A 14451-nucleotide genomic window follows, 5' to 3' on the forward strand; every position below is an offset into this window, starting at 1 on the left:
GGGCGGGTCATGACGGGTGGGTACAGGAGTGACCGCCCGTGATGTCGGACCCGGCCGATAGTCTCGGGGCCCATGAGATTGCTGCACACGTCCGACTGGCATCTCGGCCGGGCCCTCCACCGGGCGAACCTGCTCGTGGCCCAGGCCGAGTTCATCGGCCACCTCGTCACCACCGTGCGTGAGCACGCCGTGGACGCGGTGGTCGTGTCGGGCGACGTGTACGACCGGGCGGTCCCCCCGCTCGCCGCCGTGGAGCTGTTCGACACCGCCCTGCACCGCCTCGCGGACCTCGGCGTGCCCACGGTGATGATCTCCGGCAACCACGACTCCGCCCGCCGCCTCGGCGTCGGCGCCGGACTGATCGGCCGCGCGGGCATCCACCTGCGCACCGAACCGGCCGCCGCCGGCACCCCCGTCGTGCTCCACGACACCCACGGCGACGTCGCGTTCTACGGCCTGCCCTATCTCGAACCCGCCCTCGTCAAGGACGAGTTCGCCGTCGACAAGGCCGGACACGAGGCCGTGCTCGGCGCCGCCATGGACCGCGTCCGCGCCGACCTCGCCACCCGCTCGCCCGGCACCCGCTCCGTCGTCCTCGCCCACGCCTTCGTCACCGGCGGCCAGGCCAGCGACAGCGAGCGGGACATCACCGTCGGCGGGGTGGCCGCCGTACCGGCCGGCGTCTTCGACGGCGTCGACTACGTGGCCCTCGGGCATCTGCACGGCTGCCAGACCATCACCGAGCGCGTGCGCTACTCGGGCTCCCCGCTCGCCTACTCCTTCTCCGAGGCCGGCCACCGCAAGAGCATGTGGCTGGTCGACCTGGACGCGGACGGCTCGCTCACCGCCGATCGCGTCGACTGCCCGGTGCCGCGCCCGCTCGCCCGCATCCGCGGCACCCTGGACGCGCTCCTCGCCGACCCGGAGCTGACCCGCCACGAGGAAGCCTGGATCGAGGCCACCCTCACCGACCCGGCCCGCCCGGCCGACCCCATGGCCCGCCTCACCGCACGCTTCCCGCACACCCTCAGCCTCGTCTTCGACCCCGAGCGGGCCCCCGACGACCCCCACGTGTCGTACGCCCGGCGCCTCGCCGGCCGCAGCGACCACCAGATCGCCCAGGACTTCGTCGCCCACGTCCGCGGCACCGGACCCGACGAGCACGAGACGGCCGTGCTGCGCGACGCGTTCGACGCCGTCCGCGCCGACGACGCCGTACGAGAGGTCGCACGATGAGGCTGCACCGGCTCGACATCACCGCCTTCGGCCCCTTCGGCGGCGCCCGCACCATAGACTTCGACGCCCTGTCCGCCGCCGGCCTCTTCCTGCTCCACGGACCCACCGGTGCGGGCAAGACCTCCGTCCTGGACGCCGTCTGCTACGCCCTCTACGGCTCCGTCCCCGGTGCCCGGCAGAGCGGCCAGGGCGCGCACCTGCGCAGCGACCACGCCCCGCCGGGCACCCGCACCGAGGTCCGCCTCGACCTGACCGTCGCCGGACGCCGGCTGGAGATCACCCGGCAGCCCCCCTGGGAGCGGCCCAAGCTGCGCGGCAAGGGCACCACCGTCGACAAGGCCCAGACCTGGCTTCGCGAGTACGACAGCACGGCCGGTGTCTGGCAGGACCGCAGCCGCTCCCACCAGGAGACGGGCGAGGAGATCACCCACCTGCTGGGGATGAGCCGCGACCAGTTCTGCCAGGTCGTCCTGCTGCCCCAGGGCGACTTCGCCCGCTTCCTGCGCGCCGACGCCGAGGCCCGCAGCAAGCTGCTCGGCCGCCTCTTCGACACCCGGCGCTTCGCCGACGTCGAGAAGCGCCTCGCCGAACGCCGCAAGGCCACCGAGGCGCGCGTGCGCGACGGCGACGCGGCACTCCTCGCCGACGCCCACCGCATGCAGCAGGCGGCCGGCGACGCCATGGACCTGCCCGGCCTGGCCCCCGGCGACCCGGACCTGGCCGAGGCCGTCCTCGGTGCCGCCGCCGCCGCCCGCAGCACCGCCCGCGAACGCCTCACCGTCGCCCACTGCCGTCTCGCCGCCGCCGAGTCCGCCCACGCCGCGGCCCGCCGCGCCCTGGACGACATACGCGAACGCGCGCGCCTCCAGACCAGGTTCGCCGAGGCCCGACAGCGTGCCGAACGCCTCCAGGAGAGCGCCGGCGCCCGCCGGGAGGCACGCGAACGCATGGAACGGGCCCGCAAGGCCGAGGCCGTCGCGCCCGCGCTGGAGCTGCGCGACGCCGCCGGGGCGGACCACCGACGGGCCGCCGCGGCCGAGGCCCAAGCGCGCGGGCAGCTCACCGGCGCGCACGCGGGCGCCGACGCGAGCGGGCTCGCCGCCGCCGCCCGCCGGACCGCCGAGGAACTCGGCGGCCTCGACGCGGCCCGGCGCGCCGAACGGCGGCTCGTCGAACTCACCGAGGAGCGCGCCGGACTCGACCGGCAGGAGAGCGCCGACGAGGACGTCCTGCGCGAGGCCGACGCCTGGCTCGCCGACTGGGACGGCACCCGCGCGGCACTCCAGGCCCGCGTCGACGCCGCCCAGGAAGCCGCCACCCGCGCCGAACAGCTCGCCGTCCAGCGCACCCCGATGCAGCGGCGGCTCGACGCGGCCCGCACCCGCGACCGGCTCACCACCGACGTGGCCCAGGCCCGGCAGCGCACGGAGGCCTCGGCGCGGCGCGCCCTCGACGCCCGTACCCACTGGCTCGACCTCAAGGAGCAGCGGCTGAACGGCATCGCCGCCGAACTCGCCGCGCACCTCACCGACGGCCGGCCCTGCGCGGTCTGCGGAGCCACCGCGCACCCCGCCCCCGCCCGCAAGGCCGTCGGACACGTCGACCGGGACACCGAGGACCGGGCCCTCGCCGCGTACCAGCGGGCCGAGGAGCAGCACACCGAGGACGAGCGGCGCCTCGGCGAGGTCCGCGAGGCGCTGGCCGCCGCCACCGCCGAGGCCGGCGAGACGCCCACCGACCGGCTCGCCGCCGAGGCCGGTGAACTGGAGGAGGAGTACGCCCGCACCCGCCGCGCGGCCTCCGCCCTGCACGCCGCCCAGGAGGAGCTGCGGCGCGCCGGACAGGAACGCGAGCAGCGCCTCGCCGACCGCCAGCAGGCCGCCCTGCGGGCCGCCTCCCGGCTCACCCGGCGAGACACCCTGGAAAGTGAACAGACCTCCCTGGAAGCCGAGTTGACGCAGGCGCGCGGCACCTCGGACAGCGTGGCCGCGCGCGCCGCGCAGCTTGAGCGGCTCGCGGCACGGCTCACCGGCGCCGCCGACGCCGTACGCATCGCCGAGGACACCGCCCAGCGGCTGAAGGACGCAGACGCACGCCTCGCCGACGCCGCCTACCGGGCCGGCTTCGACACCCCGCAGGGCGCGGCGGCGGCCCTGCTGGACGCCGCCGCCCACCGGGAGCTGCAACACCGCCTGGACGCCTGGCAGCAGGAGGAGGCCGCCGTCCGCGCGGTCCTCGACGAGCCCGGCGCCGCGGCGGCAGCCGAAGAGCCGCCCGCCGACCCGGTAACCGCCGAGCGGACGGCGGCCGGCGCCGAACGGCGGCTGCGCGAGGCCGCCTCAGCCCGCGACGCCGCCGCCCGCTGCTGCACCGAGCTGGACCGCCTCTCCGCGCGCGCCACCGAGGCCGTACGCCGCCTCGCCCCGCTGCGCGAGGAGTACGGCCGGGTGGCCCGGCTCGCCGCGCTCACCGCCGGCAACTCCGCCGACAACGAACGCAGGATGCGCCTGGAGTCGTACGTCCTGGCGGCCCGGCTGGAGCAGGTCGCCGCCGCCGCGACCGTCCGCCTCCAGCGGATGTCGTCCGGCCGCTACACCCTCGTCCACTCCGACGACCGCGCCGGACGCGGGCGCAGCGGGCTCGGGCTGCACGTGGTCGACGCCTGGACCGGGCGGGCCCGCGACACCGCGACCCTGTCCGGCGGCGAGACCTTCTTCGCCTCCCTCGCCCTCGCCCTCGGCCTCGCCGACGTCGTCACCGACGAGGCGGGCGGCGTCCGCCTGGACACCCTCTTCATCGACGAGGGCTTCGGCAGCCTGGACGACCAGACCCTGGACGAGGTCCTGGACGTCCTCGACTCGCTGCGCGAACGCGACCGCAGCGTCGGCATCGTCAGCCACGTCGCCGACCTGCGCCGCCGCATCCACGCCCAACTGGAGGTCGTCAAGGGCAGATCGGGCTCCACCCTGCGCCTGCACGGAGTGGACTAACGGCCCAGCGGGCGTCGGGGGAGGGGGGACGAGTAGACGACGCTGGTGGTGACCGAGCCCAGGGAGCCGATTCTGCCCGAGACCTCCTCCAGGTGGGACATGGAGCGCGCGGCGACCTTGATGACGAAGCAGTCGTCGCCCGTCACGTGGTGCGCCTCCAGGATCTCGGGCGTGGCGGCCACCAGGTCGTGGAACGGCCGGTAGTTGCCGTTGGGGTAGCGCAGCCGGACGAACGCCAGGATCGGCAGGCCCAGCCGCTCGGGGTCGACCACCGCCGCGTAGCCCTGTATGACGCCCGCCTCCTCCAGGCGCCGCACCCGTTCGGTGACGGCACTCGGCGACATCGACACGGCGCGCGCCAGCTCGGCGTAGCTGGCCCGTCCGTCGCGCTGGAGGACCTCGAGAATGCGCCAGTCGGTGGCGTCCGGGGAATACACGGTCATCAGGGATGGATAGCAGGGGAAGCCCCGGCCGGGCAAGGGCGGGCCCGTGGATCGTCCCTTCAGGCAGCGGCTCACGGACCGTAGATTGCCCGTCATGATCCACACCGCTTCCGAGAACCCCGTCCTGCGCGTCCCGCCCGCCGCCCCCGCCGAGGCCGCCGCCCACTTCCGGGCGAGCCTCGCCCACCACGCCGACGTCGCCGACGTGGCTGAGGCGCTCGCGGCCGGCGGCGACCCCGGTTTCGTCGTGGTCGACTCCCGTTCCACCGAGTCCTGGGACCAGGGTCACATCCCCGGCGCGGTCCACCTGCCGACCGCGCTCGTCCCCGAGCGGGCCGGACAGCTCCTCGACAGGTCCGTGCCGGTGGTGACGTACTGCTGGGGCCCCGGCTGCAACGGCGCCACCCGGGCCGCCCTCGCCCTCGCGGAACTCGGCTACCGGGTCAAGGAGATGCTCGGCGGTTTCGAGTACTGGGCGCGTGAGGGCCTCGCCTACGAGACCCGGCAGGGGCCGGCCCGCCGCGACCCCGACCCGCTGACGGCACCCGTGGCGGGCGAGTGCGGCTGCTGACGCCCGCCGTCGAGGGTCAACGCCAGGCGTCGAAGGTGATGTTCAGATGCCGGGGGCCGCGCAGCACGGCGTTCTGCCGGTAGGGCGGCGGATCCTCGGCCAGGCGGGGATTCTCCAGCCGCCGGGCCAGCTCGGTCAGGGCGATCTGGGTCTCCAGCCGGGCCAGCGGGGCACCGAAACAGCTATGGATGCCGCTGCCGAAACCGAGGTGCTGGATGTCCTCGCGGTCCGGGTCGAAGCGCCCGGGTTCCTTGAAACGCTCGGGGTCACGGTTGCCCGCGGCCAGGACCAGCCAGAGCCGTGAGCCCTTGGGGATGGTCACCCCGCGCACCTCGATGTCGGCGATGCAGGTGCGCTGCGGCACGATCTGCACCGGCGGCTCGTACCGCAGCAGTTCCTCCACGATCCTCACCGACAGGCCCGGCTCCGTGCGCAGCCGCTGGAGGACGTCCGGGTGGCGCAGCAGCGTGAGCATGCCGTTCGTGATCAGGTTGACCGTCGTCTCGTGGCCGGCGATCAGCAGCAGCACCGCGGTGCTGAGCACCTCCATCATCGTCATGGAGCCGTCCGGGCCCTGGCTGTGCACCAGGTCGGACAGCAGATCGTCCCGTGGTTCCTTGGTGCGCTCCTCGACCAGACCGGCCAGGTACATGCCGAGCTGCATCCGCGCTTCCTGGGCCGCCTTCACGAACTCGGCGTCCGCCGTCTTGCGCGTCTCGGGGTCGAGGGTGGCGACCAGTGGATCGACCCAGGAGCGGAACCGCGGCTCGTCGTCCCGGGGCACGCCGAGCAGCCGGCAGATCACCGTCACCGGGAAGGGGTAGGCGAACTGGTCGACCAGGTCGATCTGCCGGGTGTCCGCGAGACCGTCGATCAGCTCGGTGACGATGCCCGCCATCTCACCCCGCATGTTCTCCACCCGGCGCGGCCGGTGCGGCGGCCCGAAGGCGCTGTTGGCGATGCGCCGGAGCCGGTCGTGCTCGGGCGGGTCGAGCCGCAGGAAGGACGGCGGCAGCCCGGTGTTCTCCGCCTGCGAGATGTCGTCCTCCCCCGCCGCGGCGAGGTTGGCGGCGTCGGAGCTGATCCGGGGATCGTGGAGCAGGCCCTCGATGTCGTAGTACGAGCTGATGACGTAGGGGCCGCCCTCCTCCTCGTGCAGGACCGGCGTCCTGCGCAGCTCCTCGTACAGCGGATACGGGTCGGCGCGGTTGGCGAAGTCGGTGATCTGGCGCACCAGCGAGGCTTGCGTCATGACAGGTCCTTGGAGCGTCGGGGCCGGTGGCGGTCAGTGCCGGGCGGGGTGGAAGACAAGCTGCTGGTCGGCCGGTGAGTAGCCGCTGAGGGTCACCGTGGGGCCGTGGGTCGGAAGGGACGGGTCGGGGAAGTCGGCCGCCACCGGCCGCAGGCCCTCGGGACGCCGGTCCATCGTCGGGAACTCCACCGGGAACGGCGCGCCCCGCTCGATCTGCCGCTGGTAGAACTCCAGCCACCGGGTGTTGTCGAAGCTCACGGCGGCGATCATGCGGCCCTGGTGGCCGTAGACCCCGACGAACCGGCGCTCGGCCAGCGAACCCTGCGTGATCATGAGCTGCTCGCCCATGGGCGGCACCCCGACCGACTTGATGTTCACTCCGAACATCGAGGACCAGAAGGCGGGCATCCACAGGTGCGGGCGCCGCTCGGCGCCGTGGCAGATCATGTTGTGCGCGGCCGTCTCCGCCTGGGCGACGGCGTTGCCCCAGTGCTCCAGCGAGAGGAACTGGTAGCCGAACAGCGCGTGCGGGGACCGCGCCACGTCACCCGCCACGAAGACGTCGTCCGTGACGATGCCCCGGAAGTCGAAGGCACGGCACCCCGCGTCACAGGCGATGCCCCGCGGCCCGGCACCGAGCCCCGACCCGGCCAGCCACTCCGTGTTCCGCAGCGACCCCAGCGAGACCACGACCACGTCCGCCTCGACGACACTCTCGTCCGACAGGTGGACGGCCCGCACCCTGCCGACCGGGTCACCCTCCAGCGAGGTCACCGTGACATGAGTGCGCAGATCGACGCCGTTCTCGGTCTGGAGGCCGGCGGCGACCGCACCGATCACCCCGCCGAGCGCGCCCACCAGCGGCGCGCCCGCACGCTCCGCCACGGTGACGGCAATGCCCATCTCCCGGCACGCCGAGGCGACCTCCGAACCGGCGAACCCCGCACCGATGACGAACACCCGGCGCGGCCCCGCCCTCAGCCGCCGGTAGAGGTCGGCCGCGTCCTCCCGCGTACGCAGCAGACAGACGCCGTCCAGCCGGGCCTCCTCCTCCTTCGGCCACGGCCGGGCGCGGACGCCGGTCGCGATGAGAAGCCGGTCGTACTCCACCTCGTCGCCGTCGGCCAGCCGGACCCGCCCGGCCGTCAGATCCAGTCCGGCCGCCGCCACGCCCAGGCGCCACTTGGCGTCGACCTCCCAGCGGTGCGGCAGCTCGGTGTGGAGCGGGGACGCCTTGCCCAGCAGCACCGACTTGGACAGCGGCGGCCGGTCGTACGGCTCGTACGGCTCGTCCCCGATCAGGGTCAGCTCCCCGGCGAAGCCCTCGGCGCGCAGCGTCTCGGCGGCCCGCAGGCCGGCCAGCGAGGCGCCCACGATCACGATCCGGCCCTCGCGCCTGAGCCGTTCCACATGGTCAGCGGGCATCGGAGGCCTCCCCGGCGGAACCGGTCACCGGCTCACCCACGGAGCCGTCCAGGCCGTCCGCCGTGATCGCCTGCACCGGGCACGCGGCGACGGCACGCGCCAGTCGTTCCCGCTGCTCCTCGTCCGCGCGCGGGTTGTAGATCAGCGACTCCTCGCCGTGCATGGCGAAGACGTCGGGCGCGAGGAACGCGCACTGCGCGTACCCCTGACACTTGTTGAGATCGACGACGAGCCTCATCGACGCTCCGCCCTTCCCGGTGGCCAGGTCCGGTGCGCACCACGCGGCTCGCGCGGACGGCTCCGGACGGCGGTCGTCCCCCGAGCCAGCATGGGAGCGGGGCCGGGGTACCCGCGCGCCGGGCACGCCGATCGAGTGAGTGTCGCCCGGGGGCGGAGGTCACCGGGCCGCCGCGGGCCGGGGCCGGTCACGGCGGCCGGCCACGAGGATGTACACGCTGATCAGCAGTGACCACGCGGGAAAGACGAGTTCCGCCCAGGGCACGTTCGACGACAGGGAGAGCAGCGCCAGCGCGGTGAGGACGCCCAGGACCGTGAGCCAGCGCGGCAGGACGCCGAGGCGGTGGCCGATCACCGACAGGGAGGACACGAAGACGGCCGCCATCCGCATGGCGTACCCCGTCATCAGCGTGTACGCGAAGTGGCGGCCGAAGTCCCAGGTGGCCGGCGCCGGCGCCGTGCCGGAGGGGTGGGCGACCGCGAGCACCGCCCCCGCCGCCGCGGCGGCGCCGAACATCATGGCGGTGAAGACCAGTCCACTGCCGAGGAAGACGGTGGCGAGGAACCTGTCCTCGGCGTCGCCGACGTGCGCGCGCACCGCGCCGATGAACCACAGGAAGAAGATGCCGGCGAACGGCACCAGCGCCAGGGCCGTGCGCAGCGCGTCGCGCCGCCCGGGGTCGGTGAACCCCGGCGCGGCGACCGCGTCGGCCCCACCGGGGATGCTGAGCCGGACCAGGACGATCGCCGCCGCCAGAAGCAGCGCGAAGGCGACTCCGGCCAGCGCCGCCGCCCGCGGTGTCTCCAGCGCCCGCTGCCCCGGCCCTTTCTCGCGCATGCCCGGCCCGCCTTCCGCATCGGCCCCCGGCATCAGCTAGCCGCGTCCAACCCGCCCGCGCCACCGCAGGACGTCCGTACGGCCGAGCCGGGCGGAGGTGAGCCGAGCTGGGCCGGGCTGGGCCGGGCCGGGTTCGCGTTCCGGACGCGGGCCGGACGCGGACCCGGCTCTCGGCCCTCCCGGGCGTCAGAGCCGGGACAGCTCGTCCACCAGGTCGTCAAGGCCCAGCGAACCCTGTGACAGCGCCGCCATGTGCCACGCCTTCGGGTCGAACGCGTCGCCGTGCCGCTCGCGCGCCTTCTCCCGGCCCAGCAGCCACGCCCGCTCGCCCAGCTTGTAGCCGATCGCCTGGCCCGGGATCGTCAGGTACCGGGTCAGCTCGCTCTCGATGAAGTCCGCCGGCCGGCTGCTGTGCGCGCCGAAGAACTCCTGCGCGAGCTCCGGCGTCCACCGCTCACCGGGGTGGAAGGGCGAGTCCGCGGGGATCTCCAGCTCCAGGTGCATGCCGATGTCCATGATCACCCGGATCGCCCGCATCATCTGCGCGTCCAGGTATCCGAGCCGCTCCTCCGGGTCCGTGAGGTAGCCCAGTTCGTCCATCAGCCGTTCCGCGTACAGCGCCCAGCCCTCGAGGTTGGCGCTGACCCCGCCGACGGTCGCCTGGTAGCGGGAGAGGTTCTCCGCGACGTGCGCCCACTGCGCGAGCTGGAGATGGTGCCCCGGCACGCCCTCGTGGTACCAGGTCGAGACCAGGTCGTAGACCGGGAACCGGGTCTGGCCCATCGTGGGCAGCCAGGTGCGGCCGGGCCGGGAGAAGTCCTCCGACGGTCCCGTGTAGTAGGGAGCCGCCGCGCCGCCGGGCGGGGCGATGCGCGACTCCACCTTCCGCACCCGCTCGGCGAGGTCGAAGTGCGTGCCGTCCAGGTCCTCGATGGCCTTGTCCATCAGGCCCTGTAGCCAGGCACGGACCTCCTCGACGCCGTCGATGTGCCGGCCGTGCTCGTCGAGGTGGGCGAGGGCCACCCACGGCGTCTCGGCGCCGGGCAGGATCTTCTCGGCTTCCTTCCGCATCTCGGCGAGGAGCCGGTGGAACTCGGCCCAGCCGTACGCGTACGCCTCGTCCAGGTCCAGGTCGGTGCCGTTGTAGTAGCGGGCCCAGCGCGCGTACCGCTCCCGGCCGACCACGTTCGGGGCGTCCGCGACCGCCGGCGCGTACACGTCCCGCATCCAGTCCCGCAGCTCCCGCAGGGCGCCGGTCGCCGCCCGCGCCGCCTCGTCCAGTTCCGCGCGCAGCGCCTCGGGACCGGCGGCGGCGAAGTCCTCGTACCAGCCGCGGCCCGAGCCGTCGGTGTCCACCCACTCGGTCAACTGCTGGATGTAGGTCGCGGTCGGCCGGGGCGCCCCGAAGAGCCGGCGCTCCAGACCCAGTTCCAGCGACGCGCGGTAGCCCGCGAGTGCTTCCGGCACGGCACGCAGCCGTTCGGCGATCGCCGACCAGTCCTCGTCCGTCGTCACCGGCATGACGGTGAACACGTCCCGCACCGAGTGGCCGGCCGTGCCCATGTTGCCTACCGCGCGCAGTTGCTCGTCCGCCTCCAGCACGGCGAGTTCGGCGGTCAGCCGCTCCCGCAGCAGCCGCCCGCAGCGCCGCTCCGCGTCACTGTCCGCGCCGGGCTGCCGCTCCGCCTCGTCCAGCCGGGCGAGCGTGGTGCGGATCAGCGCCGCCAGGGCTTGCTGACCGGCGGGTGAGTAGTCGGGCAGCCGCCGCGAACTCTCGGGCACGCCGAGATACGTACCGGTGACCGGGTCGAGGGCGATGAGGTCGTCCACGTACGCGTCGGCGACCTGACGGGGCAGCAGGCTCTTGGTCTCAGACATGCGGTCCATCCTCGTACGAGGATGATCCCCACGTCACCACGTACGGGGGATTCAGCTCTGGGCGTGGCCGGGAGGCAGCAGTGGCCCGCACTCCCACTGCTGGAAGATGAGCCGGGTCTCCACCCGCGCCACCTCGCGCCGCGCCGTGAACTCGTCCAGCACCAGCCGCTGGAGGTCGGCCATGTCCGCGACGGCCACATGCACCAGATAGTCGTCCGGCCCGGTCAGATGGAACACCGACCGGGCCTCGGGCAGCGCCCGTACGCGTTCCACGAACGGCCCCACCAGTTCCCGCCGGTGCGGACGCACCTGCACCGACAGCAGGGCCTGGAGCCCGCGCCCGAGCTTGGCCGGATCGAGTCGCAGCCGATGCCCCAGGATCACGCCCGAGCGGCGCAGCCGGGTCACCCGGTCCAGGCAGGTCGACGGCGCCACGCCCACCTGCGCGGCGAGGTCGCGATAGGTGGTCCGGGCGTCGTTCTGCAACAGCCGCAGCAGATGCAGGTCCACCGGATCCAGTACGACTGAATCGGCCATGGGCCGAACGTAACACGGTGACTGCGCCCGATGAACCGTTCACTGTTCACCCTTCCGGCCATGGACACAGCGAGCACCGGCGCCTACGACGACGTACGCGCCGCATCGAGAGCCCTGGCCACGGAGGCCGTGCACGCCGGCCGCGACGATCTCGCCCGCCAGGGCCTGCACGCCCCGCCGATCGACCTGTCGACCACCTACCCCTCGTACGACAGCCGCGCCGAGGCCGCCCGGATCGACGCCTTCGCCACCGACGGCGCCGATCCGGTCGGACCGCCGGTCTACGGCCGCCTCGGCAACCCGACCGTCGCCCGCTTCGAGACCGCCCTCGCCCGCCTGGAGGGCACCGAGTCCGCGGTCGCCTTCGCCAGCGGCATGGCCGCGCTCAGCGCCGTCCTCCTCGCCCTCCCCGGCACGGGCCTGCGGCACGTGGTCGCGGTACGGCCCCTGTACGGCTGTAGCGACCACCTGCTGACCGCCGGACTGCTCGGTACGGAGGTCACCTGGACCGACCCGGCCGGCATCGGCGACGCGCTGCGCCCGGACACCGGCCTGGTGCTGGTCGAGTCCCCGGCCAACCCGACCCTCGCCGAACTCGACCTGCGGGCCGTCGCGGACGCCTGCGGCCCGGTGCCGCTGCTCGTCGACAACACCTTCGCCACGCCCGTGCTGCAGCGCCCGGCCGAGCAGGGCGCGCGGCTGGTGCTGCACAGCGCCACCAAGTACCTCGGCGGCCATGGCGACGTGCTCGCCGGGGTCGTCGCCTGTGACGAGGAGTTCGCGGGCCGGCTGCGGCAGATACGGTTCGCCACCGGGGGAGTCCTCCATCCGCTGGCCGGATATCTGCTGCTGCGGGGGCTGTCCACCCTTCCGGTGCGGGTCCGGGCCGCCTCCGCGAACGCCGCCGAGCTGGTCCGCCGGCTCGCCGCCGATCCCCGCGTGGCCCGCGTCCACTATCCGCGGCTCGGCGGCGCGATGATCGCCTTCGAGGTGTACGGCGACCCGCACGAGGTGATCTCCCGGGTCCGGCTCGTCACCCCCGCGGTGAGTCTCGGCAGCGTCGACACGCTGATCCAGCATCCCGCGTCCATCAGCCACCGCATCGTCGACGCCGACGACCGGCGCGGGGCGGGGGTGAGCGACCGGCTGCTGCGGCTGTCGGTGGGCCTGGAGGACGTGGACGATCTGTGGGCCGACCTGAACCAGGCCCTGGGCGGCCCCGTCGGCGGACCGGGCCCCTCGCGGGAGACGACGCGGAAGCCGGTACACGACACGGTGCCGGGGGTGTTGCGGGAGGCGGTACCGGAGGCGGTGCGCTGACGGCACCGGCGGCCCACGGCCCCCGTACACCGACACGGTCCGGCGGGGCGCCCCCGGGAGACGCGTGGCGCGGGGGCCGCTCGCCCTCGGACCCGCGCGTGGTGGAACGGCCCGCGCCTGGCGTATCGGCCCCCGCCCGTACTTGGGGATCCCCGGTCACCGCCGCGATGACTGGCCACGACGAACGCGGTCACGGCGACTCCGGCCGGGGGTGGTGGCTCCCGTCGGGGCGGGGCGGCCCTGCCGTCCGCCCCGCTCTCAGCCGAGGTGCGGTGGGTGGGTTCGGGGGGTCGTGGTCAGTGCCGTGGTGTCCAGGCGGGCCGTGATGACCAGGGTGCCTTCCTCGATCTGGTAGTCGAGGGGCAGGCCGAGGCCGCGCATGGCGGCGACCATGCCGGTGTTGGAGGCCTGCGTCACGGCGTACACGCTCTCGCAGCCGGCCTCCACCGCCAGCGCGACCAGCCGGCCGAGCAGCTCCCCGCCGATGCCCCGCTGCTGCCAGTCGTCCTCGATCAGCAGCGCGACCTCGGTCTCGTCGCCGTCCCACAGCAGGTGCCCGAGGCCGACGATCCGGCCGGACGCGGTCTGCGCGGCCAGCGTACGGCCGAAGCGGGGGCTGAGCAGGTGGGTCAGATAGCGGTTCGCGTCCCCGACCGGGCCGTGGTAGCGCATGCCGAGGGTGCGGGGCGAGCACCGCTCGTGCATCGCCCGGGCCGCGGCCAGGTCACCGGTGTCGACCCGGCGCACGGTGATGTCGTTGCCCTCCGGCAGGGTCAGCACGTCCTGACCGCGCGGGATCCGCGGCCCGAGCCGGCTGTCCAGCTCCACCAGCGCCCGTGCCCGCGCGAACTCGGTCGGGGTGAACGGCAGATACGGCCGTTCCACGGTGAGCACACCGCCCTCCGGTGCCCGCAGCCGCATCACGGTGTCTTCCAGGACGCCCCCGACCGGCACCGGTTCCGGGCCGCGGCCCCCGCCGACCGGCGTGCCGGGCAGTGACCGGATCGTGCAGCGGCCCAGCAACTGGCGTAGCGCCAACGGCAGTTCGGCGGCGTCCAGGGCGGTGCGGGCGGCCAGTCCGAGCACCCGGGTGGGCGCGTCGACCAGGTCGTGGGCGTCGGCCCGCTCGATCCAGGTGGCCCTGCCCCCGGCCAGCGCGACCGCCCGGGTGATCTCCGCCGCGGCCAGCGTGCCCGGGGACCGCAGGAGGAACTCGTCCACGGTGCCGTCGGCCAGCGGGTGCGTCTGGAGGCTCAGGATGTCCACCCGCCGTTCGGCCAGCGCCGTGCACAGCACGGCCAGCGAACCGGGCTCGTCCTGCACCGTCGTACGCATCCGCCACAGCGTGCCGGGGGCGGCGACCTCGTCGGCCGTGGTGCCGGGCTGTGTCGAGTGCCCGGCCGGCCGCGCGGCGGCGGCCGGCCGGGCGCCGGTATCACTGACGGGCGGCGCGTGTCCGTGGCGGCGTGACCACCACACGTGGAAGCCCGCCGTCGCGGCCAGCACGACGGCCGACAAGACCAGCAGGGCCGGTCCGTCCGGTCCGTGTCCGATCAGGTTCGCCGTGGCGTCCGCGACGGCGACGGCGGTGAAGAGCGCGGCGAGTTCGACGACGTCCCGCCGCCAGTGGTGCACGGGCCGTCCGTGCTTCGCCCGGGTCACGTCAGGCATGTCTGGAGTCATGCAGCCACTGTGAAGGAACGGTGTTGCGTGATCACGAACTG

General features: G+C 74.2%; 12 protein-coding genes. 4 read left to right on the forward strand and 8 right to left on the reverse strand.

The genetic code is table 11. The annotated features are described in order from the left end of the window. Window positions 1–72 precede the first annotated feature (72 nt). Complete coding sequence (locus D9753_RS30520) at window positions 73–1236, forward strand: exonuclease SbcCD subunit D (protein ID WP_121789926.1); 1164 nt, start codon at window positions 73–75, stop codon at window positions 1234–1236. Beyond that, a complete protein-coding gene (locus tag D9753_RS30525; protein WP_121789927.1) occupies window positions 1233–4226 on the forward strand; it encodes an AAA family ATPase in 2994 nt (997 codons plus the stop codon). Before D9753_RS30520 ends, D9753_RS30525 begins: the two co-directional genes overlap by 4 nt. Here the strand turns inward: D9753_RS30525 and D9753_RS30530 are convergent. Then, complete coding sequence (locus D9753_RS30530) at window positions 4223–4669, reverse strand: Lrp/AsnC family transcriptional regulator (RefSeq protein WP_121789928.1); 447 nt, start codon at window positions 4667–4669, stop codon at window positions 4223–4225. The two genes, D9753_RS30525 and D9753_RS30530, sit on opposite strands and share 4 nt — an antisense overlap. Before the next feature lie 94 nt (window positions 4670–4763). On the opposite strand from D9753_RS30530, the gene D9753_RS30535 reads away from it, so the two are divergent. Beyond that, a complete protein-coding gene (locus D9753_RS30535; RefSeq protein ID WP_121789929.1) occupies window positions 4764–5240 on the forward strand; it encodes a rhodanese-like domain-containing protein in 477 nt (158 codons plus the stop codon). A 16-nt stretch (window positions 5241–5256) separates the two neighbouring features. Here the strand turns inward: D9753_RS30535 and D9753_RS30540 are convergent, their stop codons facing one another. The 6 genes from D9753_RS30540 to D9753_RS30565 form a co-directional block, all read right to left on the reverse strand. Further along, window positions 5257–6492 (reverse strand): cytochrome P450, encoded by a 1236-nt coding sequence (locus tag D9753_RS30540; RefSeq protein ID WP_121789930.1) that lies wholly within the window; start codon window positions 6490–6492, stop codon window positions 5257–5259. A gap of 33 nt (window positions 6493–6525) precedes the next feature. Further along, window positions 6526–7917: an NAD(P)/FAD-dependent oxidoreductase gene (locus D9753_RS30545; protein ID WP_121789931.1), complete on the reverse strand. Its 1392-nt coding sequence runs from the start codon at window positions 7915–7917 to the stop codon at window positions 6526–6528. Further along, window positions 7907–8155 carry a ferredoxin gene (locus tag D9753_RS30550; RefSeq protein WP_121789932.1) on the reverse strand — a complete coding sequence of 83 codons (249 nt, stop codon included), beginning with the start codon at window positions 8153–8155 and terminating at the stop codon, window positions 7907–7909. The genes D9753_RS30545 and D9753_RS30550 overlap by 11 nt, the downstream gene beginning before the upstream one ends. A 159-nt stretch (window positions 8156–8314) precedes the next feature. Next, on the reverse strand, window positions 8315–8992 hold the full coding sequence (locus D9753_RS30555; RefSeq protein WP_121789933.1) for a hypothetical protein: 678 nt from the start codon (window positions 8990–8992) through the stop codon (window positions 8315–8317). A 186-nt stretch (window positions 8993–9178) separates the two neighbouring features. After that, window positions 9179–10870 carry a DUF885 domain-containing protein gene (locus tag D9753_RS30560; protein WP_121789934.1) on the reverse strand — a complete coding sequence of 564 codons (1692 nt, stop codon included), beginning with the start codon at window positions 10868–10870 and terminating at the stop codon, window positions 9179–9181. A gap of 51 nt (window positions 10871–10921) precedes the next feature. Beyond that, on the reverse strand, window positions 10922–11407 hold the full coding sequence (locus D9753_RS30565; protein ID WP_121789935.1) for an Lrp/AsnC family transcriptional regulator: 486 nt from the start codon (window positions 11405–11407) through the stop codon (window positions 10922–10924). Between the two features lie 60 nt (window positions 11408–11467). Here D9753_RS30565 and D9753_RS30570 point away from each other — a divergent pair, with 60 nt between their 5' ends. Further along, a complete protein-coding gene (locus D9753_RS30570) occupies window positions 11468–12727 on the forward strand; it encodes a trans-sulfuration enzyme family protein (RefSeq protein WP_121791370.1) in 1260 nt (419 codons plus the stop codon). A gap of 258 nt (window positions 12728–12985) precedes the next feature. Here the strand turns inward: D9753_RS30570 and D9753_RS30575 are convergent, their stop codons facing one another. After that, entirely contained in the window at window positions 12986–14398 is a 1413-nt protein-coding gene (locus D9753_RS30575) for a GNAT family N-acetyltransferase (RefSeq protein ID WP_240468323.1), read from the reverse strand. Between the last annotated feature and the right edge of the window lie 53 nt (window positions 14399–14451).

Origin of the sequence: Streptomyces dangxiongensis (assembly GCF_003675325.1) — a bacterium.
Taxonomy (GTDB): Bacteria; Actinomycetota; Actinomycetes; order Streptomycetales; family Streptomycetaceae; genus Streptomyces; species Streptomyces dangxiongensis.